General features: G+C 32.5%; 22 protein-coding genes. 6 read left to right on the top strand and 16 right to left on the bottom strand.

What is annotated here, in order from left to right:
* Positions 1–129: 129 nt before the first annotated feature.
* The 10 genes from QLS97_RS08205 to QLS97_RS08250 all read right to left on the bottom strand — a co-directional run bounded on the left by QLS97_RS08205 (position 130) and on the right by QLS97_RS08250 (position 6,612).
* Complete coding sequence (locus QLS97_RS08205) at positions 130–1,188, bottom strand: nucleoid-associated protein (RefSeq protein ID WP_099715902.1); 1,059 nt, start codon at positions 1,186–1,188, stop codon at positions 130–132.
* Positions 1,189–1,276: 88 nt separating this feature from the next.
* Positions 1,277–1,816: an IS1096 element passenger TnpR family protein gene (locus QLS97_RS08210; RefSeq protein ID WP_282715782.1), complete on the bottom strand. Its 540-nt coding sequence runs from the start codon at positions 1,814–1,816 to the stop codon at positions 1,277–1,279.
* A 192-nt stretch (positions 1,817–2,008) separates the two neighbouring features.
* On the bottom strand, positions 2,009–2,614 hold the full coding sequence (locus tag QLS97_RS08215) for an HPP family protein (RefSeq protein WP_282715783.1): 606 nt from the start codon (positions 2,612–2,614) through the stop codon (positions 2,009–2,011).
* 6 nt (positions 2,615–2,620) lie between these two features.
* Positions 2,621–3,901 (bottom strand): chloride channel protein, encoded by a 1,281-nt coding sequence (locus QLS97_RS08220; RefSeq protein WP_282715784.1) that lies wholly within the window; start codon positions 3,899–3,901, stop codon positions 2,621–2,623.
* Positions 3,902–4,030: 129 nt separating this feature from the next.
* Positions 4,031–4,420: an SMU1112c/YaeR family gloxylase I-like metalloprotein gene (gene gloA2 / locus QLS97_RS08225; protein WP_282715785.1), complete on the bottom strand. Its 390-nt coding sequence runs from the start codon at positions 4,418–4,420 to the stop codon at positions 4,031–4,033.
* A 1-nt stretch (position 4,421) separates the two neighbouring features.
* Positions 4,422–4,682, bottom strand: coding sequence for a hypothetical protein (locus QLS97_RS08230; RefSeq protein WP_282715786.1), 261 nt, complete (start codon positions 4,680–4,682; stop codon positions 4,422–4,424).
* Positions 4,683–4,745: 63 nt separating this feature from the next.
* Positions 4,746–5,141, bottom strand: a complete 396-nt coding sequence (locus QLS97_RS08235) for a hypothetical protein (protein ID WP_282715787.1) — start codon at positions 5,139–5,141, stop codon at positions 4,746–4,748.
* Between the two features lie 83 nt (positions 5,142–5,224).
* Positions 5,225–5,782 (bottom strand): sugar O-acetyltransferase, encoded by a 558-nt coding sequence (locus tag QLS97_RS08240; protein WP_282715788.1) that lies wholly within the window; start codon positions 5,780–5,782, stop codon positions 5,225–5,227.
* A 17-nt stretch (positions 5,783–5,799) separates the two neighbouring features.
* Positions 5,800–6,087: an MmcQ/YjbR family DNA-binding protein gene (locus QLS97_RS08245; protein WP_282715789.1), complete on the bottom strand. Its 288-nt coding sequence runs from the start codon at positions 6,085–6,087 to the stop codon at positions 5,800–5,802.
* Positions 6,088–6,153: 66 nt separating this feature from the next.
* Positions 6,154–6,612 (bottom strand): YciI family protein, encoded by a 459-nt coding sequence (locus tag QLS97_RS08250; RefSeq protein ID WP_282715790.1) that lies wholly within the window; start codon positions 6,610–6,612, stop codon positions 6,154–6,156.
* 179 nt (positions 6,613–6,791) lie between these two features.
* On the opposite strand from QLS97_RS08250, the gene QLS97_RS08255 reads away from it, so the two are divergent.
* The 6 genes from QLS97_RS08255 (at position 6,792) to QLS97_RS08280 (ending at position 12,801) form a co-directional block, all read left to right on the top strand.
* Positions 6,792–8,996, top strand: coding sequence for a TonB-dependent receptor (locus tag QLS97_RS08255; protein WP_282715791.1), 2,205 nt, complete (start codon positions 6,792–6,794; stop codon positions 8,994–8,996).
* Between the two features lie 202 nt (positions 8,997–9,198).
* On the top strand, positions 9,199–9,819 hold the full coding sequence (locus QLS97_RS08260; protein ID WP_282715792.1) for a hypothetical protein: 621 nt from the start codon (positions 9,199–9,201) through the stop codon (positions 9,817–9,819).
* A 78-nt stretch (positions 9,820–9,897) separates the two neighbouring features.
* Entirely contained in the window at positions 9,898–11,232 is a 1,335-nt protein-coding gene (locus tag QLS97_RS08265; protein ID WP_282715793.1) for a 2TM domain-containing protein, read from the top strand.
* A 46-nt stretch (positions 11,233–11,278) separates the two neighbouring features.
* Complete coding sequence (locus QLS97_RS08270; RefSeq protein ID WP_282715795.1) at positions 11,279–11,584, top strand: 2TM domain-containing protein; 306 nt, start codon at positions 11,279–11,281, stop codon at positions 11,582–11,584.
* Positions 11,585–11,646: 62 nt separating this feature from the next.
* The gene (locus QLS97_RS08275) at positions 11,647–11,982 is read left to right on the top strand and encodes a 2TM domain-containing protein (RefSeq protein ID WP_099715888.1); all 336 of its coding nucleotides are present in this window, start codon (positions 11,647–11,649) and stop codon (positions 11,980–11,982) included.
* Positions 11,983–12,045: 63 nt separating this feature from the next.
* Positions 12,046–12,801, top strand: a complete 756-nt coding sequence (locus QLS97_RS08280; protein ID WP_282715796.1) for a LytR/AlgR family response regulator transcription factor — start codon at positions 12,046–12,048, stop codon at positions 12,799–12,801.
* 93 nt (positions 12,802–12,894) lie between these two features.
* Here QLS97_RS08280 and QLS97_RS08285 read toward each other — a convergent pair whose 3' ends face one another.
* From QLS97_RS08285 to QLS97_RS08310, 6 genes are read right to left on the bottom strand one after another with little or no spacing between them, the layout of a single operon-like run.
* Positions 12,895–13,668 carry a CDP-alcohol phosphatidyltransferase family protein gene (locus QLS97_RS08285; protein ID WP_282715798.1) on the bottom strand — a complete coding sequence of 258 codons (774 nt, stop codon included), beginning with the start codon at positions 13,666–13,668 and terminating at the stop codon, positions 12,895–12,897.
* Positions 13,669–13,726: 58 nt separating this feature from the next.
* The gene (locus QLS97_RS08290; RefSeq protein ID WP_282715800.1) at positions 13,727–14,749 is read right to left on the bottom strand and encodes a COX15/CtaA family protein; all 1,023 of its coding nucleotides are present in this window, start codon (positions 14,747–14,749) and stop codon (positions 13,727–13,729) included.
* A gap of 51 nt (positions 14,750–14,800) precedes the next feature.
* The gene (locus tag QLS97_RS08295; RefSeq protein ID WP_282715802.1) at positions 14,801–16,222 is read right to left on the bottom strand and encodes a CCA tRNA nucleotidyltransferase; all 1,422 of its coding nucleotides are present in this window, start codon (positions 16,220–16,222) and stop codon (positions 14,801–14,803) included.
* A 24-nt stretch (positions 16,223–16,246) separates the two neighbouring features.
* The gene (locus QLS97_RS08300; protein WP_282715804.1) at positions 16,247–16,630 is read right to left on the bottom strand and encodes a GxxExxY protein; all 384 of its coding nucleotides are present in this window, start codon (positions 16,628–16,630) and stop codon (positions 16,247–16,249) included.
* A gap of 36 nt (positions 16,631–16,666) precedes the next feature.
* Positions 16,667–17,233, bottom strand: a complete 567-nt coding sequence (locus QLS97_RS08305; RefSeq protein ID WP_282715806.1) for an L-threonylcarbamoyladenylate synthase — start codon at positions 17,231–17,233, stop codon at positions 16,667–16,669.
* Positions 17,223–18,332, bottom strand: a complete 1,110-nt coding sequence (locus QLS97_RS08310; protein ID WP_282715808.1) for a glycosyltransferase family 4 protein — start codon at positions 18,330–18,332, stop codon at positions 17,223–17,225. Before QLS97_RS08310 ends, QLS97_RS08305 begins: the two co-directional genes overlap by 11 nt.
* Positions 18,333–18,377: the final 45 nt, after the last annotated feature.

An 18,377-nucleotide genomic window follows, 5' to 3' on the forward strand; every position in this document is an offset into this window, starting at 1 on the left:
ATTCTTATAAAAAATATAAATATTTTTTTCTAAATTTATAATTTAGGGTGTTATAACTACATAAAAAAATCCCCAACTACTTAAGTAATTGGGGATTAAATATTTTAGATGTGTCTTGTCTGAAGTGTATTAGCTTTTTTCTTCTTTGTTGAAATAAACTAAGTAGTAATACATTTGTTTTTCTTCGTCCCAACCTTTTTCCACAAATTTTTCGGCACTTTCAGGATTGATGAAATCCATTTTAATTTGAATGTGTGTATCCAAATTAATTACGTTTTTAATTGATTTTCTAGCATCAGAAACCGCAGCATTAGCAATAGGAAAAGAAGTTACATCTTCGATGCTGTATTTTTCCCCTTTGTCAACTTTGTAGTTTTTAAACTCAGGAATTAAGTCTGGATTATCTAAAACTTCATTTAAGAAATTTGTTTCCTCGAACTGATCATTTTTTGCAAAATAGTTTACAGAGCGGTTCATGAACATCACTTCTTCTTTCTTGTCCTCAGCAGGGAAAACAACATCTTTCGCAAAGTTCTGACAGAATTTCAAATACTTTTTAGTGATAAAGTTTTCATCCTCAAATGCATCAACAGATAAGAAATGTTCTAACCAATATCTCGCATCATAACGGTTGCTGTCTACTGTCAGGATTTTGTAACCTTCTTCTTTTTTATAGTTAAAGATTAAACACCCTTTGTCTAATTTATTCAAACTTACGCCTTGTTGCAAAATCATTTCTAGATGCGTTTCTTTCTCTTCAAATTGTAAAAAGTCAGCTTGTATCTCACTTTTGAAAATTCCTATAGCATCCACGACATTATTATCAATACTTACGTTAGTTAAATACGTAACATACACTTCACCATTCTTGATGTGAGGATGATTGGATTGCTCAAATAAGTGTTTTGTGATTTTTTGAGAAACTTCATGAATTGTATTTGGATTTTCAAAAATCTCTGTGGCAAACTTGAACATATCATTGTAATCCAAATCAATTTCATGTGCAAACTGAAAATAGTTTTCTTCCTTTTCTCTGAAGGGTTTAAAGAAAAATTCTTTCATCAAAGGCACTATTTCATCATTCAGATTAAAAGGTTGCTCCGATAAAAAAATCGCTTCGTTTCTACTTTTATTACCAACTCTATGAATTGATAAGTTTTCGATGTGTGTATTGTATAAATTGATCATATTTTTATTTTTTTAGATAAAAGAACCAAGATGAAAGACAGCAAAAAGGTCTTTTATCTTGGCTCTTGATTCTTAATTGTATAATGTTTTAGTTCCAGTTCTCCTCAAATCCATAGTCTTCAAAACTATCATCGCCTTCAAACATATCCAAATCGTCTTCGTCTAATCCGTCTTCAAATTCATCATTGTAGTCATCGGCATTATCTGATTCAAAGTTTTTTTCCATCGCTTCATCCGGCATTTCACCGTGAGAAAAAATGGTTTCCGGATACGTATTTCCAGCAAGTTGATCTTCTACAGCAGCTAGTTCTACAAGGAAAGTCCACATATTGATAAAATCATAAACATAGAGGATTTTAGTATTTTCCTTATCTAAAATATCAGATAATTGGTAATCGCTCATGATTTTTTGCTCGCCTGGAACATCACCGGTATCAAAAAGTGAAATTTCCTCTTCTTGATTCCAAGTTTCATCACAAGTGTAAAACGAAGCTACTTCCATTCCGTCAAATCCGAAAGAATTGAAAATAGCATTGTGCAAATCTTCTAAAGTATCGTCTTCAAGTATTGCAATGTCTCTAAAAACATCTTCCTCCGCGTCTAGAATCACTCTAAATTTATAAACCATAATCTTTGTTTTTATTGAAAGCTCAAAGGTAAAATTTAATTTTTAGATTTAGATTTCAGATTTTCGATTTGTTGATAAGATTTTTGTGTATGACTTTCAAAGGGAATAAGTGATTGATTGTCATTTATTCTAAAAGTATTTAGGTTTTAGTACAAAATAAATACGCTAATTATACTTTATTTGATAGGTAAGTTAAGAAAGACTTTTTTTAATCTTACCAACAAGCCTCTTTCTAATAATGTGATACTTTTTATGGTTTGGATATGACCTGTTTGGTGTCATATTATTAAAAATCAAAGCCACTACCAATAAAATTAGCACACCGCTCAATACTGGATAAAGTACATACCAATAGCCAAGATTTTTAATCTTTGGTGTTCCTATTATGGCAATCAAAGCAGTGGCGCCACCTGGAGGATGTAGCGTTTTTGTCATTTGCATTAAAACAATAGATAAGGAAACAGCGAGAGGTGCCGCTATCCATAAAACATCAGGAACAAATTTAGCGACAGTAACGCCTACAATTGCAGAAACGATATGCCCGCCAACCAGATTTCGGGGTTGTGCTAATGGACTTTGGATAATTCCATAAACCAATACGCTTGAAGCTCCAAAAGACCCAATTAAATAGACTACATCTAAATGCAATAAAGTTTTAGATTGCATGTAGGCGATTAATCCGATGCCTATAAATGAACCTAAAAAAGCCCAAAAATGTTCCTTAAAATCAATTAAAGTTTCTTTGTAAAGAATGTATTTGGTTTTGCGATAACTCCTTTTTATTTTTTGAACACGCATAGATAATTATTTTACTAAACTTGGAGAATAGGAGTAAACAGTGAATGGATAAATCATTTTAGCCGTATATTTTGAAATCAAGCAAACCACTAGAATTGGAAGAAACAACGTATAATCATTGGTTAATCCGCAAACTAAAAATATGGAGGTAAATGGTGCATGAATACTGGCACTCAAAACGGCTGCCATTCCTATTATCATAAAGTTTATTGGAATTACATTTGCATTGAAATACGTGTTTAAAACTAAAGCAACTAATAGTCCTAAAAATGCGCCAATAAACAGGCTTGGGGCAAAAACACCACCATCTCCTCCTGAAGCTAGAGTAACTGAAGTAACAATAGGCTTCAATACTAAAATCCCGATGAAAGTGAGTACCAATGAAAGTGAAAGCACGATTCCATTCGGATTAATAAAAAGAGTCTTGATAGCATGATATCCTTCGCCATACAGTTGTGGAAATACAAAAAGGGAAATACTTAAAATCACAGACCCGAAGATAATTTTGAAATAGGGCACTTTTATTTTCGAAAATTGTTCTTTAAAAAACAACACACAACGGGTTAAATAAACCGAATTTATTCCTGCAATAATTCCCAATAGTATAAAGTAGGGAATTGCGCTAATGTGCCAAGTTGTAATGTTTACTGCAAACAAAGGTTTTTCGTCCAACAAATAAATGAGTCCAAAAGCGATTGAAACGGCTATAAGATTTGTTACTACAAAAGCTCGAGTTACTTTTTTTGAAATTACCTCGAGTGAAAATAGAATTCCGGCAATTGGACTGCTGAATAATGCGGTTATTCCCGCGGCAACTCCTGCACAGATTAACTCAGTTTTGTATTGTCTGAATATATTTTGTTTTCTTTGTGCAACGGAACCAATAGTAGCTGAAGCAACAACTGTCGAGACTTCGATTCCGGTAGAGCCACCAAAAACTACGGTCAATAAACCGTTAATGAAATGGGAAGGGATTTTATAGCTGGGTAAATTCTTCGAATTGGAATTAGTGCTTTCAAAAACTTCTTTTATTCCTTTATTTTCCTTTTTCTTGAATAAATATTCCCTAAGAAAATAAATAATTGACAATCCAAAAACGGGGAAAATAACAAAAAATATTGGATTTACAATCGTTTGATGAAAAAAGATCTCTTCGTAATATTCTGTTGTATTTTTTAAAATGACACCTAAAAAAGCAGAAAGAAAACCAATTAGAATGGATACAATAACTAGTTTTTGAAGTTTAATGAATTGATAGTTCTTTTTAATTTGTGCGGTATTGTTCATTTGAAAAAGTAATAGGTCTGAGTATTACAAAATTAAAGAAACAAAATCAGATTTGAATCGAAAAAAGGGTTGGACTATTTTCTTTTGTGATTAATACATTGTTTTTACTTTTTTACAAACAAAAACGACTTATTTTTCATAAAACTCTATTGGTAAATCATCTGGATCTGCAATAAAGAAAAAATGTTTTTTAGTGTGCTCATCAACACGAATTTCTTCTGAACGGATATTTTTATTCACTAAAAAATCTCGTGTTAATTGAATGTCGTCAACTTCAAAAGCTAAATGGCGTAATCCTGCCGCTTCTGGTTTTGAAGGGCGTTGCGGAGGATTTGGAAAAGAAAAAATCTCAACGATATAATTTCCGTTTAAGGCTAAATCCAGTTTATATGATTGTCTTTCCTCACGGTAAATTTCTTGAACAATTGTAAGTCCTAAAATATTTGTGTAGAACGTTTTAGATTTCTGATAATCTGAACAAATAATGGCAATGTGGTGAACTTTATTGATTTGTAGCATGTTATTTTAAATAAGTCATTAAAGGAAGATTTGCATTGGGATCTTGGGTCAAAGCCTCAGAATGAAGTTGATGAATTAGCGCTTTGGTTTCATCAATATCATTTATTCGAAAAATAAAAAGCACTTCATTTTCATCATCGGCATTTTGCCAAAGATGCTCCAGAAACATATTGTTTTCAGCATGAAAGGCTTTGTCTTTTTCTAAAATTTCCCTAATGACAGCAATAGGAGCATTTTTAAGTTTTGCTAATAAATGTGGCATTTTTATTGAATTGATAAGGTGTAAAATTAAGAAAGCCCAATCAATTGATTAGGCTTTAGTTTTTTATTTTTTTGCGTCAGAACAAAGTCCAACAATCTCATGGAATGTGTCATGTAAATCAGTAATTGATTTCAAAATTGCGGCATCAGATCCATTTGAAGTAACTAATTTATGTAGAGCTTTACTTTTTAATTGTAATCGTTCAGCCGAAGCCAATATAGCGTTTGTTTTAAATTCTGCAGGAATATCAGACTTTAATAACATGGCAGCTTTGTTCATCATTTCTTCTGAACGTGCTTTGATTGGTGCAAGATTTCCTTCTTCAGCAGGATGAAATGTTTGTGACATTACTTCGTGAAATTCTTTTATGGCAGGCCATTTTTCGAAAGTGGATTGTGCCGAAACGGAGTTAGCGACAACAATAAGTGCCAAGACTAGAAATGCTTTGAGATGTTTCATGATGATTTTATAAAGTTTAAATGTTTATAACAAAGATAGGAAATTTTAGTTTTTAGGTGTTGTAATTCGGGTTAGGATATTCATTAAACATTTAATTTCCGAATCACTTTTGCCGGATTTCCTACTGCCAAAGAATTGTCAGGAATGTCTTTTGTAACTACTGAACCTGCTCCAATTACACAGCCATTCCCTATGGTAATACCAGGACAAATAACTGAATTTCCTCCAATCCAGCAATCATCACCAATGGTTATTGGTAATGCATTTTCCAGTGTTTTTCTCAGTTCAGCATCCAGCGGATGTGTGGCGGTGTACAATTGAACGCCCGGAGCAAAAAAGACATTCGAACCAATAGTGACTTTGGCACAATCCAAAACAACACAGTTTACATTGAAATAAACATTTTCTCCGCAACTGATATTGTATCCGTAATCGCAAAAAAATGGGGGTTCAATGTAAAGATTTGCTCCAGCATTAGGGATTAATTCTTTTAGTATTTCCCGTGCTTTTTTTGTTACTCGGTATTCAGTAACATTTAATCGGTGGAGTAAATTTTTAGATTTTCGTCTGTCTTTTACTAAAACAGGATCGCCTGCCAAATAATATTCTCCGGCAATCATTTTTTCTTTTTCAGTTATCATAGTTTAATTTTTTTCTTTTAGATAAAACCAAGTTGTTTTTTTATTTTGTCAGAAAGTTTGTCTTTGACTAAAGAATAGGACTGTTCAATGTAAAACTGCCATTCTTTTTTCGTCATTTCCTTAATGTCGTTAATCATGACCCATTTGTAACGTGCAGTGTAAGGCGCGGGTTTAAAACCTTCTCGACTGCTGATTTCTTCAAACTGTTCCTCCAAAACTTTAAAAGCTGCCGAAGTAGGAGATTGGTCCAGGCCAATAACTAAAAACATTTTTTCACCTATACAAAAACACAAATCATTTCCCATTTAATGCTTTCAGTTACCGCTTCATTTGATTTACAAATAACCTGTAATTCTTCAATATTCATGAAATTAGATTTTAGTTTTGGCTATTTTATCATGGATTTTTAGTGTTTCCTGCAATGCCGCACTTCCATACCAAAGCGTCAGTTCAGCTTCCAGAAGTTTCGATTGTACCGCTGGATCTGTCGCCACAAATGTTTTAGCTTCTTCTATACTACTGGCGTTAAAAATATAAATGCCTCTATAATTCCGTTCGTTTTTCATAAAAGGACCCGCCACAACCAGTTTTCCTTCTTTTGCTAATTGATTGATATTAGCCATGTGTCCTTCAAATAGTTTTTTAGTTTCTTCTTTTGTTGCCGTTGTGTTGCTTCCAGTTTTTAACAAACAAAATACATATTGCTTCATTCCGTAATCATCTGCTTTAAGAGATTTTGCTAGTTTTTCATCAAATGCTGATTCCGTTTCCTGAGAAAATAGTACGGTGCTAAAAGAGAACAATAAAAGGAATAAGATTGATTTTTTCATTTTTTGAGAATTTGGTTGTACACAAATTTAAGGTTTTCATTATAAAATAAAAAATGCATGATTTCAAATTCGAAATGTATTAGGCAAAACAACTCATCCTGTAATTTCCACAGTTCAGTAATAACTTTTTCTGGTTCTGATTTTTGCTGTAGATATTTGCTTCATCAAAATCAAACATCATGAAACCAACATTTACGCAACAATCAAATCATTCGAACAAAAGGCTTAAATTTATTTTTACGTTTGCCTTTTTAGTATTCAGCTTAACTATTTTTTCGCAAAATACAATTTCAGGAAAGGTCGTTGATGAGAAAGGAAAACCGGTTTCAGGTGCTAATATTTTTATTGAAGGAACTTATGACGGTGCTTCCAGTAGTGAAACGGGGAATTTTAGTTTTACAACTACAACAACCGGGAGTCAAACTTTGGTTGTGAGTTTCCTGATTTATGAAACTTCAAAAACAGTAATTGATGTGGCTAATTTCCAAAATAAAACCATCAAATTACGAGAAAGTGTTACATCGCTTGACGCGGTTGTGATTACAGCAGGAACATTAGAAGCGGGCGATAAAGCCAGAGTTTCGGTTTTAAAACCATTAGACATCGTAACTACAGCGGGTTCGGCGGGAAATATTATTGCGGCTTTGCAAACGTTGCCAGGAACTCAAACGGTAGGCGAGGACGGGCGATTGTTTGTTCGTGGTGGCGAAGCCAATGAAACACAAACTTTTGTAGACGGGATTCGGGTGGCGCAACCGTATGGTGCAACCACGAATAATTTACCTACGCGAGGAAGGTTTTCTCCTTTTTTATTCAGCGGAATATCATTTTCTACAGGTGGTTATTCAGCGGAATATGGCGAAGCATTATCCAGTGTTTTATTGTTGAATACACAAGATGATCCAGACCAAGATAAAACCGAAATCGCGTTGATGACTGTAGGTTTAGGAATTGGAAATACCCAAAAGTGGAAAAAAAGTTCGTTGAGCGTGAATGCGAATTACATTAATTTAGCACCCTATCAAGCGATTATTCCTCAAAACGTGGATTGGAATAGTCCTTTTCAATCGCTGTCTGGAGAAACCGTTTATCGTTATAATTTTAACAATGGAATTTTGAAAATATACGCTGCTTTTGACAGCTCTAAATTTGATATTAATCAGGAAAATATAAATTCGCCAGAGAAAATCAGAGTTGATTTAAACAACAATAATTTCTATTTGAACTCGTCTTACAAAGGCGTTTTTGGGAATAATTGGCAAATTACTTCCGGGTTAAGTTATGGCTACAGCAACAACAAAATAAATTTAGATTCAGATAAAGTGGCCAATGATGAAAATGCGGCTCATTTGAAATTAAAATTGAAAAAAAGTTTTTCAGACCGATTGAAACTATCTTTTGGAGCGGATTATTTTATTACCCAATTCAATGAAGATTTCAAGGAAAATTCAGGCTCGGTTTTTACTAATGGATACGATGCTAACATTGCGGCAGTTTATACGGAAGCTGATATTTTTTTCTCTAAAAAATGGGCTGCCAAAGTAGGAGTAAGGGCTTCGAATAACGATTTGCTGAACGAAACTGCGATTTCACCCCGAATTTCATTTGCGTATAAAATGGCTAAAAACAGTCAGTTTTCATTTGCTTATGGCGATTTTACCCAAACTCCAAACACGGAATACATCAAGTATTCCAACAATCATCAGTTTGAAAGTGAAAAAGCATCGCATTACATCTTGAATTTTCAATACAATAAAAACGGAAAAACCTTTCGTGCAGAAACCTATTTTAAAGACTACAGTAATTTAGTGAAATTTGACACAAAAATGGCGGCGTATAATTCGGTTTATGATAATTCCGGTTCTGGTTATGCGAAAGGATTGGATTTATTTTGGAGAGATGGAAAATCAATCAAAAACTTAGAATATTGGGTTTCCTATTCGTACATCGACACAGAGAGAAATTATAAAAATTTCAGTTCTCAAGTGACACCAAGTTTTGTTGCAGATCACAGCTTGTCAATCGTTACTAAATACTGGATAAACGACTGGAAATCACAAATAGGTTTTACGAATTCATACAGTTCTGGACGTCCTTACAACAATCCAAACGAAACAAAATTCATGAACGGAAAAACAAAATCCTACAACAGTTTAAGTTTCAATTGGGCATATTTATTGAGTCAACAAAAGATTTTATACTTCTCGGTTTCCAATGTTTTAGGGAGTCAGAATGTATTTGGATACGAATATGCCAACAATCCCGATAATACAGGCTTTTACAACAGAAAAGAAATTGTTCCTACGGCTGATCGTTTTTTCTTCGTAGGATTCTTTTGGACAATCAGCAACGATAAAAAAGACAATCAGTTGAAGAATCTTTAAAACGAGTCATAAAGTCGTAAAGTCTACTGTCTTTGTAAACTCTTTCAACTGTATAACTTTCGACTGCATCACAATTCATCCATCAAATTCTACAGTTCAGTATCAATAAATTTTAAACCAATAAAAACCGAGATACTTTTGAAGTATAAATAACACAACGTTTCAATCATCAAAAAAAACAACCATTTAAAAACAAGAAATCATGACTAAAATTATCACAACAATCGCATTTTTTATCTGTAGTTTAGTGTCGGCTCAAGGGCAATTCGAACAAGGAATGGGAAAAGCGTTCCAACTTTGGGGCGAAGGAAAAAACACGGAAGCTTCTGATTTATTCGAAAGAATCGCAGCTGCTGAAAAAACAAGTTGGTTGCCTAATTATTATGTTGCATTGGTAAATACAACAACTGCTTTTAGAACGAAAGATAAAGATCAAATGAATTTATTACTTTCGAAAGCGCAAAAGGCATTGGACATCGAAATGGATAAAAATCCAAATAATGCCGAATTATTGGTGATGCAAGCGATGATTCACACTGCTTGGATTGCTTTTGACCCAATGACAAACGGACAAAAATTATCTGGAACTGTTATGGAATTGTACGGAAAAGCACAGGTAATTGCACCGGAAAATCCAAGAGTTGTTTTTGGTAAAGCCGAATTTGAAATAGGTGGCGCTAAATTTTGGGGAACAGACACTAAACCAATGTGTGTGCAAATTGAAAAAGCTATTGGACTTTTTGCTACTTTTAAACCTGAAACACCTTTCTCTCCAAAATGGGGTTTAGAAAGAGCTTTAGAAGCACAGAAAAATTGTAAATAGGAAGTAGAAACAAGAAAGAATAGAAGTGATTTTCAAGTCTTTTATTGATGCTACAATCAGAATAAATATCAAAATAAAATGAATAGAATATATAAAGAACTTCAAAGAGCGATAAAATTGACACTTATTATTTTTGCTGTGATTCAATTAGTCAATGTGATAATGGGAAGTGAAGTTTATTTTGGTAAAAGGTTGCTAGTCAATTTTTTATTCACAATGATGTATACTTTTTCTTTATACGCATCCAATATGTTCCTTTTTTGGAAATTAGACTCTTATTTTGAAGATAAATTTTCGGTAAAAAGATTGACATTTGGTTTTATAGGTTCGTTTTTAGTTTCGTTAGCAGTTATTTTTTTAATGCACTTATTTGAAGAAGTGGTGTATAACAAGAATTCTTTTGATTATTTCTTGGCAAACGAAAAACCTTCAAGTTATTTAGCATCGATAATAATCACTTTTTTTGTCACATTATCCATTTACACGATTTCATTTTACAAAGCTTACAATGAGAACAAAGTCAAGGAACAGAAAATTATTGCAGGAACAGCTAACGCAAAATTCGAGAGTTTAAAAAATCAAATTGACCCTCATTTTCTATTTAACAGTTTAAATGTATTGAGCTCTTTGATTGAAGAAAATCCAGATAATGCGCAGCGGTTTACGATTTCATTATCAAAGATTTATCGCTATGTATTAGAACAAAAAGATAAAGAGCTGGTTTCGGTTGAAGAAGAATTGGCTTTCGCCAAAACGTACATGAATTTATTGAAAATGCGTTTTGAAAACAGTTTGTTTTATGAATTACCAACGACAGCTATAAATCCAGATGCCAAAGTAGTGCCGCTCTCTTTACAACTTTTATTAGAGAATACGGTGAAGCATAATGTGGTTAGTGAACAAAGGCCATTGCACATTCGGATTTATGTTGAGGGCGATTATTTAGCCGTTCAAAACGATTATCAAAAGAAGGAAGTATTGCAAGAACGTCAAGGTGTTGGTTTACAAAATATCGTCAACAGATATGGAATTATAACCAACAGAAAAGTATTGATTATTCAAAACGAGAAAACATTTACGGTCAAAATACCTCTTTTGACAAAACAAATTACAGTTATGGAAACAACTACAAATTACAATGAAGATACCGCTTATTATAGAGCTAAAAAACGTGTGGAAGAACTTAAAGGGTTTTACGGAAACTTGATTTCTTACTGTTGTGTCATTCCATTTTTGATATTTATAAATTTAACATATTCTCCACATTTTCAATGGTTTTGGTTTTCTGCTGCAGGATGGGGATTTGGATTGGTGATGCATGCTTTCAAGGTTTTTGGATACAGTTCCAATTGGGAAGAAAGGAAAATCCAGGAAATTTTACAAAAAGAAGAGCAAAAGCAATCATGGAAATAATAGGCTAAGGCTTTTTAGACATTGAACAAATTTTAAATAAAAAATCATGGAAAATACATATCAAAACGAAGAGCGCTATTTTAAAGCGAAAAAACAAGTAGAAGAAATAAAATCATTTTATGGCAACTTGATTGCTTATATCGTTATAAACATAGGATTGATGATTCTGAATTTAGTAACATCTCCGAATCATTTGTGGTTCTTTTGGCCATTAATCGGTTGGGGGCTCGGAGTGTTTTTTCATGGATTGAAAGCTTTTAATTTCAGTCCTTTTCTCGGAAGAGACTGGGAACAGCAAAAAATTAAAGAGTTTATGGATAAAGAAAATAAAAGAAAAGACAATTGGACTTAATGTCGTGATTTTTATCTCAAAATAGAATTTTTTTTTAATAGTAAATACATAATACCATCAAGATGAAAAGGAATTATAAATCGGAGTTTGAAGGGTTTCAGCCAGAAGATAAATATGCTGATGCGCAACGAAAAGTGAAACGATTAAAGGGATTTTACACGCATTTAATTGTTTATATAGTTATAAATATAATGATTGTGTTTATCAATATTAGAGATTTAGATGCAGGAGAAAGCTATTTTAAAATAGAAAATTTCTTTACGGCTTTCTTTTGGGGAATTGGATTATTGGTGCATACATTTTCTATATTTATGCCCAATTTTATTTTTGGAAAAAACTGGGAACAGCAAAAAATCAAGGAATTCATGGAAAAAGAGAAAAGTGAGAAATGGGAGTGAAATAAGTATTCAGCCGCACTTTTTAGTTAACCAAAATCACCAAAATAAACGATTCAATATTAAATGATGACAATAATAATCGAAGACGAAAAACCAGCTGCAAGATTGCTGCAACGAAAATTAGAAAAACTAAATATTCAAGTAGACGTAATGCTGCATTCTGTAGAAGAAGCAATTGATTGGTTTTCTAATAATGAACATCCGGAATTGATTTTTTTGGACATTCAATTGTCGGATGGATTGTCATTTGAAATATTTGATAAAGTTGAAATTAAGAGTGCTGTGATTTTTACCACGGCTTATGATGAGTATGCTTTGCGGGCTTTTAAATTGAATAGTATCGACTATCTTTTGAAGCCTATTGACGAGGATGATTTAGAGGTTGCCGTTTCTAAATTTAAAGCGCGTTTGCCAAAACAAGAAACGGTACAGTTGGATTTTGAGCAGATTAAAAAAATGCTTTCCAATCCATTTGAAAAAAATCATAAAAAACGGTTTACGGTAAAAATAGGGCAACATTTGAAAGTGATTTCTACCGATGAAATTGAGTGTTTTTTTAGTGAAAATAAAGGAACGTATCTTCATACTTTCGATAATAGAAATTATTTAATTGAAACGACTTTAGAACTTTTGGAACAGGAATTAGATCCGGCAGCTTTTTATCGAGTAAGTCGAAAATTCATAGTTCCTCTCAAGGCAATTAAAGAAATTGTAGTCTACAGCAACTCCCGATTAAAAGTTATTTTGCCTTCGTATAAAGAAGATGAAGTGATTGTGAGCAGAGAAAAAGTTTCTGATTTTAAGAATTGGATTGGGTAATATAATAGTTAAATTTTTAATTTAGATTATATCTTGTAAATATCTAGTTTTTATTATTTTGAGTATTTAGTATAGATTATCCTTATGACGGTTTTAAACCTTGAAAACCACTTTTCGAATGCCAATTATGACAAAAATTAGGACGGTGTAAATTATAAAAAACGGAATGATATATTCAATTAAATTCATAGGTAACATTACCGCAATTATCAATAGTTGGAAGCCCAAACCGTAGATAGAAAGTACGGTCATAAACCAGTTTGGAAACGTTTTTACTTTGTAAGCTTCTTTGTCAAGTGTGTGAATTATTTTATCAAAAGTACCGTAGACAATAGTATAAACTCGAAATAAAATATCAACTGATTTTTGAGTTTCTCCGGGTAGTGCTTTTGGAGATTTATATTCGAAAATTTTACTGGTTGTATCTCCGCCAACTGATTTATTTCTTAAAATTACATAGTAATAATTGTATAAAGTTCCCTGTAATTGAATGCCGATAAAAGCCAAAATAGTAAACCAAAATGATGTTTTTGATACATAACAAATGGTCATTAAAAACAGAAAGTTTAAGATGATATCAAATACACTGTCTAAGTATCTGCCGGTATAAGAAGGCGTGTTTTTCAATCGTGCCAGTTCACCATCGGCAGCATCAATCATTGATTTTAGAATGATAAAAAAACCGGCTAAATAATAACTTCCTTGCAGAATACAGTAAATGGCAATCAAGCCTGAAACACCAAAAAGTAAGGTGACATGAATAGGAGTGAACCGAGTGTTTTTTAATTGATTGGCAAGAAATTTTCCAAATGGTCTTCCATAATCTGATAAATCTAAAAATTTATCTTGAGCGGCAAGTTTAGACATTTATGTTTATAAACAAAGAAATGCGACAATATAGTCAGGTGTAATAGTTGTTATACTTTTATTTTGATAACCGATGTAAAGTGAATGTCATTGCCGTCAATAAAAAAAATGCCACTATTTGATGTAATAATCCCAACCAAAGTGGAACACTGTAAAGCAACGTAAAAACACCTAATGTAAATTGCAAAAATACGATTAATACTAAGACATTGATTCCTTTCTTCTGTAACGAGGAAAGAGTATATCTTTTACTGGTGAAATATAGTGCAAGAATTAATCCTACTACAACATATGCCATGGTTCGGTGTACAAATTGAACGCCGCTTTTTCCTTCAATTAGATTCAAAAACAAGGTGCTTTTTTCTATGAAAACACTGTCGTGAATGAATTGCCCGTCACTCATTAAAGGCCAGTGATTGTGTATTAAACCCGCATTTAAACCTGCAACAAACCCGCCATAGATAATTTGCAACAACAAAAATACTAATGCAACGCGTGCTAGTTTTCGCAATGGAAGTATGACTGTCGCTTTGTTTGGGTAGATTAAATCCAAAGCTACCCAAAGTGTGTAAGCAAACGTTATAAAGGCAAATGTGAGGTGTAATGCTAATCTGAAATGACTTACGTCCGGATTGTCGATTAATCCGCTACGTACCATAAACCAGCCCAGGAATCCTTGAAAACCGCCCATGAATAGTAGAACAACACATTTTTTTATGGTTTCTGTCGAAAGACGTTTCTTGAACAAAAAATACACAAAAGGAACGATAAACGCCAAACCTATTATTCTTCCTATAAAACGGTGAAACCATTCCCAAAAATAGATGAATTTATAATCACTAAGTGTGAAATCATTGTGGATGTTTATTTTTTGGTACTCTGGAAATTTTTTATATTCTTCAAAAGCATGTGACCATTTTTCTTCTGTTAAAGGCGGAAAAGTATCGGTTACTAAATGCCAGTCGGTCATTGATAAACCGGAATTGGTCAATCGGGTAATTCCTCCCACTACAACCATCATAAACAATAATAAGCATCCTGATAATAACCAAATGATAACGTAATTATTCTCTTTTTTCATTGTTTGAAATTAATTTGTGCAAAGATATTTGAAATGTAATTAATTGTTAATTCAACAAGCGTTAATCTTTAATCCTATTTTTGCGGCTCTTTTTAGCATAAATTGAAAAGCAGCTTCATATTCATTTGGTATTTCACCTTCTAAAATGGCTTCTTTTATAGCTTCTTTCAGCATTCCAATTTCTTTCGAAGGCTTTAAGTTGAATTTTTCCATAATTTCCTCACCTGATATTGGTGGTTGAAAATTACGTACTTGATCGCGCTCTTCGACTTCCACAATTTTCTTACGAACGATTTCAAAATTATTATGGTATTTCTTGAATTTATTTGGGTTTTTGGTAGTGATATCCGCTTCGCATAGTGTCATTAGATTCTCAACGTCTTCACCGGCGTCAAAAACTAAACGGCGCACCGCAGAATCTGTAACCGTGTCTTGGGATAAAACAATTGGACGCGAACTCATCATGACCATTTTTTGCACAAATTTCATTTTGTGATTCAATGGCATGTGTAAACGCTCAAATATCTTTTTTGCCATTTTTCCACCAAGAAATTCATGTCCATGAAAGGTCCAGCCTTGTTTTTTATTAAAACGTTTCGTTGGTGCTTTTCCAATGTCGTGCAATAATGCCGACCAGCGTAACCAAACATCATCTGTATGCGGACAAATATTGTCAACAACCTCTAAGGTATGATAGAAATTGTTTTTATGCGTATGACCTTCAATTTCTTCCACTTGATTTAAAGCGGTCAATTCCGGAAGAATAATATCTAAAAGTCCAGTTTTGAACAATAGCAAGAATCCTATGGAGGGTTTGTCTGTCGAAAGTATTTTATTCAATTCATCAACAATGCGTTCTCCGGAAATGATTTTAATTCGGTCTGCATTTTTGGTTATAGAGTTCAACGAATTTGCTTCGATTTCAAATCCCAATTGGTTTGCAAAACGAATTCCTCTCAACATGCGCAACGGATCATCAGAAAAAGTAATATCTGGATCCAGAGGTGTTCTGATTATTTTGTTTTTTAAATCATCCAATCCGTTAAAAGGATCTGAAAGTTCTCCAAAATTAGCAGCGTTTAAAGATAAAGCCAGCGCATTTATGGTAAAATCACGACGATTTTGGTCGTCTTCTAATGTTCCGTTTTCCACAACAGGATTACGGCTCTCAAAATGATAGGATTCCTTTCGGGCACCTACAAACTCAATTTCAGTATCTTCAAAACGCAACATCGCTGTTCCGTAGGTTTTGAAAACTTGAACTTTTGGTTTTTTTGGAAGTAGTTGAGAGACTTTTAAAGCTAATTCGATTCCGCTGCCTACAGCAACAATATCAATGTCTTTTTTGAAGTCTCTGTTCAAAAGTAAATCTCTTACGAAACCACCAATCACATAACTATCAACGTTAAGTTCTTGGGAAGCTTGAGAGATGATTTGAAAAATTGTATTATTTAAGGCTGTTTTGTAATTCATTTTTTATTACCGCAAATTCGCTAATTATTTTTTGGTATCAACGATACGTTTGTATTCTAAAGAGTTTAGGTTGAAATTAACCAATATTGCAAGTCTGTTTCCAGAAATTTTTAAATAATTTAGACATTGATTGTAATGGCTATTATTAAAACATTCGACAGTTTTTATCTCAAGAATTATTTTGTCATGTATAATAAAATCTGCATAAAATTTATGTTTTAAAATTGAATTTTTATATTTAACAGTATATTCTTTTTCTCTTTCGTAATGAATATTATTTTCGTTAAATTCAAATTCTAATGCATCTTTATAAACTATTTCAGAGAAGCCTTTGCCAAGATTTTTGTAGACTTCATATAAAAGTCTAACAATTTTATAACATTCATCTTTGTAAATTAAACCATCCATTTTTTAAAAAAATAGCGAATTAGCGGTAAAAAGAAACTATTTTCGAATCACTTTCACCTGAGAATCATTCGTTAATTTTATTATTGTCGAAGGTTTTCCGCCAATTTTTTCACGATGCAAATTTACAACATAGTCTACACCTTTTATAATTTCCGGACTAATATCTTTGAAGGCAATAGGAGTGGGTTGGCCTGAAATATTTGCAGATGTTGAAACCAATGGTTTTTTCATCTTTTCCATTAATTTAAAGCAAAAAGGTTCTTTTACAACACGAATTCCAAGTGAGTTATCTGAAGAGATTATATTGGGAGCCACATTTCTGGGTTTGTCCAATATTAAAGTCGTTGGTTTTTCGGATAAGTCAATGATTTGCCAAGCTACTTCGGGAATGTCTTTGAAAACATTGTACATCATTTTTTCACCATTCATCAAAACAATCATGCTTTGGGTTTCGGCTCTTTTCTTGAGTTTGTAGATTTTGGCGACAGCCTCAGCATTTGTAGCATCACAACCAATTCCCCAAACGGTGTCTGTAGGATATAGGATGATTCCGCCTTCTTTTATGACTTCGTAGGCTTTGTGAACTTCTTCGTTAATTTCCATTTAAAATATTTTTATATTCTTTTAAAGTTTTTTGAGCCATTACAGATGCAGTAAAATTTGTAATTAATTTTTGATAGGAAATAGTTATAAATTTTTCTTCAAGTTCTTTGTTGTTAAATAAGTAAATTATTTTTTCCGAAAGCATCTCAGGATTTTGTTTTAACGTTAAAATCCCGTTAATATCATCTTCTAAAATTTCAGCGATACCTCCTACATTGGTACTTATAACTGGCTTTTTATGGTAAAAACTTTCAAAAATCACTTCAGGGATTCCTTCACTTTGAGATGTCATTAATAGTGCATCAAATTGAGGAATAAAATTGGATGCTTTAGGAACATATCCCAAAAAATGTATATAATTTTCTAATTTTAATTCTTGAACTTTCGTTATTAGATCTTTAGTTCGATTTGTAAATGAACCAATTTGGACAAAAATAATATTCGTTATTTTTTTTACATTCACTATTATATTAACAGTTTCTATAAATGTTTCAAGGTTTTTAGCTCTAATATGATTGCCAATTATACCCACTATTTTTTTTGATTCATCAATACCAAATTTATCTCGTAATAAGAAATCTGTTTCCGAACTTTTATTGGTAATGGACGTGCCTTGATAAACAGTAATTACTTTATCCTTATCTTTAATTGATTCTAAAGTAATTCTTCTGGTCTCCTCTGATACACATAAATATTTTTTGATTTTATGATAGTTGTATTTATAAAGAGTAAGTTTTTTGTCTTTTATTGGAAATGATGTTTTTTTACTAAAAATAAAAGGGGGTAAGTTTGAAAATTTATCAGCTAAAATAGCCAATGCAATTGCAGATGGATCGTGAATATGGATAAGATCAACTTTTTCGCTTTTACACAATGCAATAATTTTAAATGAAAAACGAAGGTCTAGATTATAAGCTAAAGGAGCTGTTTGAAATTCTATTTGAGTTTCATTCAGACGTTGGTGAAAAAGATTATTTTCAACACATAATACAATATTCCTTATTTCGGGATTTGATTGTTTCAATTCGTAACATAAAGTTTCAATATGATTCTCACCGCCACCCCAACTTTTTACTGCAGATATATGTAGAATTGTCATTTATGGTTTTATTATTTTAAATAGGTTTAATAATTGTTTATTTTT

The sequence above is a fragment of the Flavobacterium yafengii genome (assembly GCF_030010375.1).
Taxonomy (GTDB): Bacteria; Bacteroidota; Bacteroidia; order Flavobacteriales; family Flavobacteriaceae; genus Flavobacterium; species Flavobacterium yafengii.

Coding starts and splice junctions, on each gene's coding strand:
- QLS97_RS08290 (WP_282715800.1), bottom strand. CDS start 14,749: ATGAAAAAAGAGAATAATTACGTTATCATTTGGTTATTATCAGGATGC.
- QLS97_RS08285 (WP_282715798.1), bottom strand. CDS start 13,668: ATGTCTAAACTTGCCGCTCAAGATAAATTTTTAGATTTATCAGATTAT.
- QLS97_RS08295 (WP_282715802.1), bottom strand. CDS start 16,222: ATGAATTACAAAACAGCCTTAAATAATACAATTTTTCAAATCATCTCT.
- QLS97_RS08245 (WP_282715789.1), bottom strand. CDS start 6,087: ATGGGAAATGATTTGTGTTTTTGTATAGGTGAAAAAATGTTTTTAGTT.
- QLS97_RS08220 (WP_282715784.1), bottom strand. CDS start 3,901: ATGAACAATACCGCACAAATTAAAAAGAACTATCAATTCATTAAACTT.
- QLS97_RS08250 (WP_282715790.1), bottom strand. CDS start 6,612: ATGAAAAAATCAATCTTATTCCTTTTATTGTTCTCTTTTAGCACCGTA.
- QLS97_RS08280 (WP_282715796.1), top strand. CDS start 12,046: ATGATGACAATAATAATCGAAGACGAAAAACCAGCTGCAAGATTGCTG.
- QLS97_RS08255 (WP_282715791.1), top strand. CDS start 6,792: ATGAAACCAACATTTACGCAACAATCAAATCATTCGAACAAAAGGCTT.
- QLS97_RS08310 (WP_282715808.1), bottom strand. CDS start 18,332: ATGACAATTCTACATATATCTGCAGTAAAAAGTTGGGGTGGCGGTGAG.
- QLS97_RS08260 (WP_282715792.1), top strand. CDS start 9,199: ATGACTAAAATTATCACAACAATCGCATTTTTTATCTGTAGTTTAGTG.
- QLS97_RS08240 (WP_282715788.1), bottom strand. CDS start 5,782: ATGATAACTGAAAAAGAAAAAATGATTGCCGGAGAATATTATTTGGCA.
- QLS97_RS08265 (WP_282715793.1), top strand. CDS start 9,898: ATGAATAGAATATATAAAGAACTTCAAAGAGCGATAAAATTGACACTT.
- QLS97_RS08205 (WP_099715902.1), bottom strand. CDS start 1,188: ATGATCAATTTATACAATACACACATCGAAAACTTATCAATTCATAGA.
- QLS97_RS08300 (WP_282715804.1), bottom strand. CDS start 16,630: ATGGATGGTTTAATTTACAAAGATGAATGTTATAAAATTGTTAGACTT.
- QLS97_RS08305 (WP_282715806.1), bottom strand. CDS start 17,233: ATGGAAATTAACGAAGAAGTTCACAAAGCCTACGAAGTCATAAAAGAA.
- QLS97_RS08210 (WP_282715782.1), bottom strand. CDS start 1,816: ATGGTTTATAAATTTAGAGTGATTCTAGACGCGGAGGAAGATGTTTTT.
- gloA2 (WP_282715785.1), bottom strand. CDS start 4,420: ATGCTACAAATCAATAAAGTTCACCACATTGCCATTATTTGTTCAGAT.
- QLS97_RS08215 (WP_282715783.1), bottom strand. CDS start 2,614: ATGCGTGTTCAAAAAATAAAAAGGAGTTATCGCAAAACCAAATACATT.
- QLS97_RS08270 (WP_282715795.1), top strand. CDS start 11,279: ATGGAAAATACATATCAAAACGAAGAGCGCTATTTTAAAGCGAAAAAA.
- QLS97_RS08275 (WP_099715888.1), top strand. CDS start 11,647: ATGAAAAGGAATTATAAATCGGAGTTTGAAGGGTTTCAGCCAGAAGAT.
- QLS97_RS08230 (WP_282715786.1), bottom strand. CDS start 4,682: ATGCCACATTTATTAGCAAAACTTAAAAATGCTCCTATTGCTGTCATT.
- QLS97_RS08235 (WP_282715787.1), bottom strand. CDS start 5,141: ATGAAACATCTCAAAGCATTTCTAGTCTTGGCACTTATTGTTGTCGCT.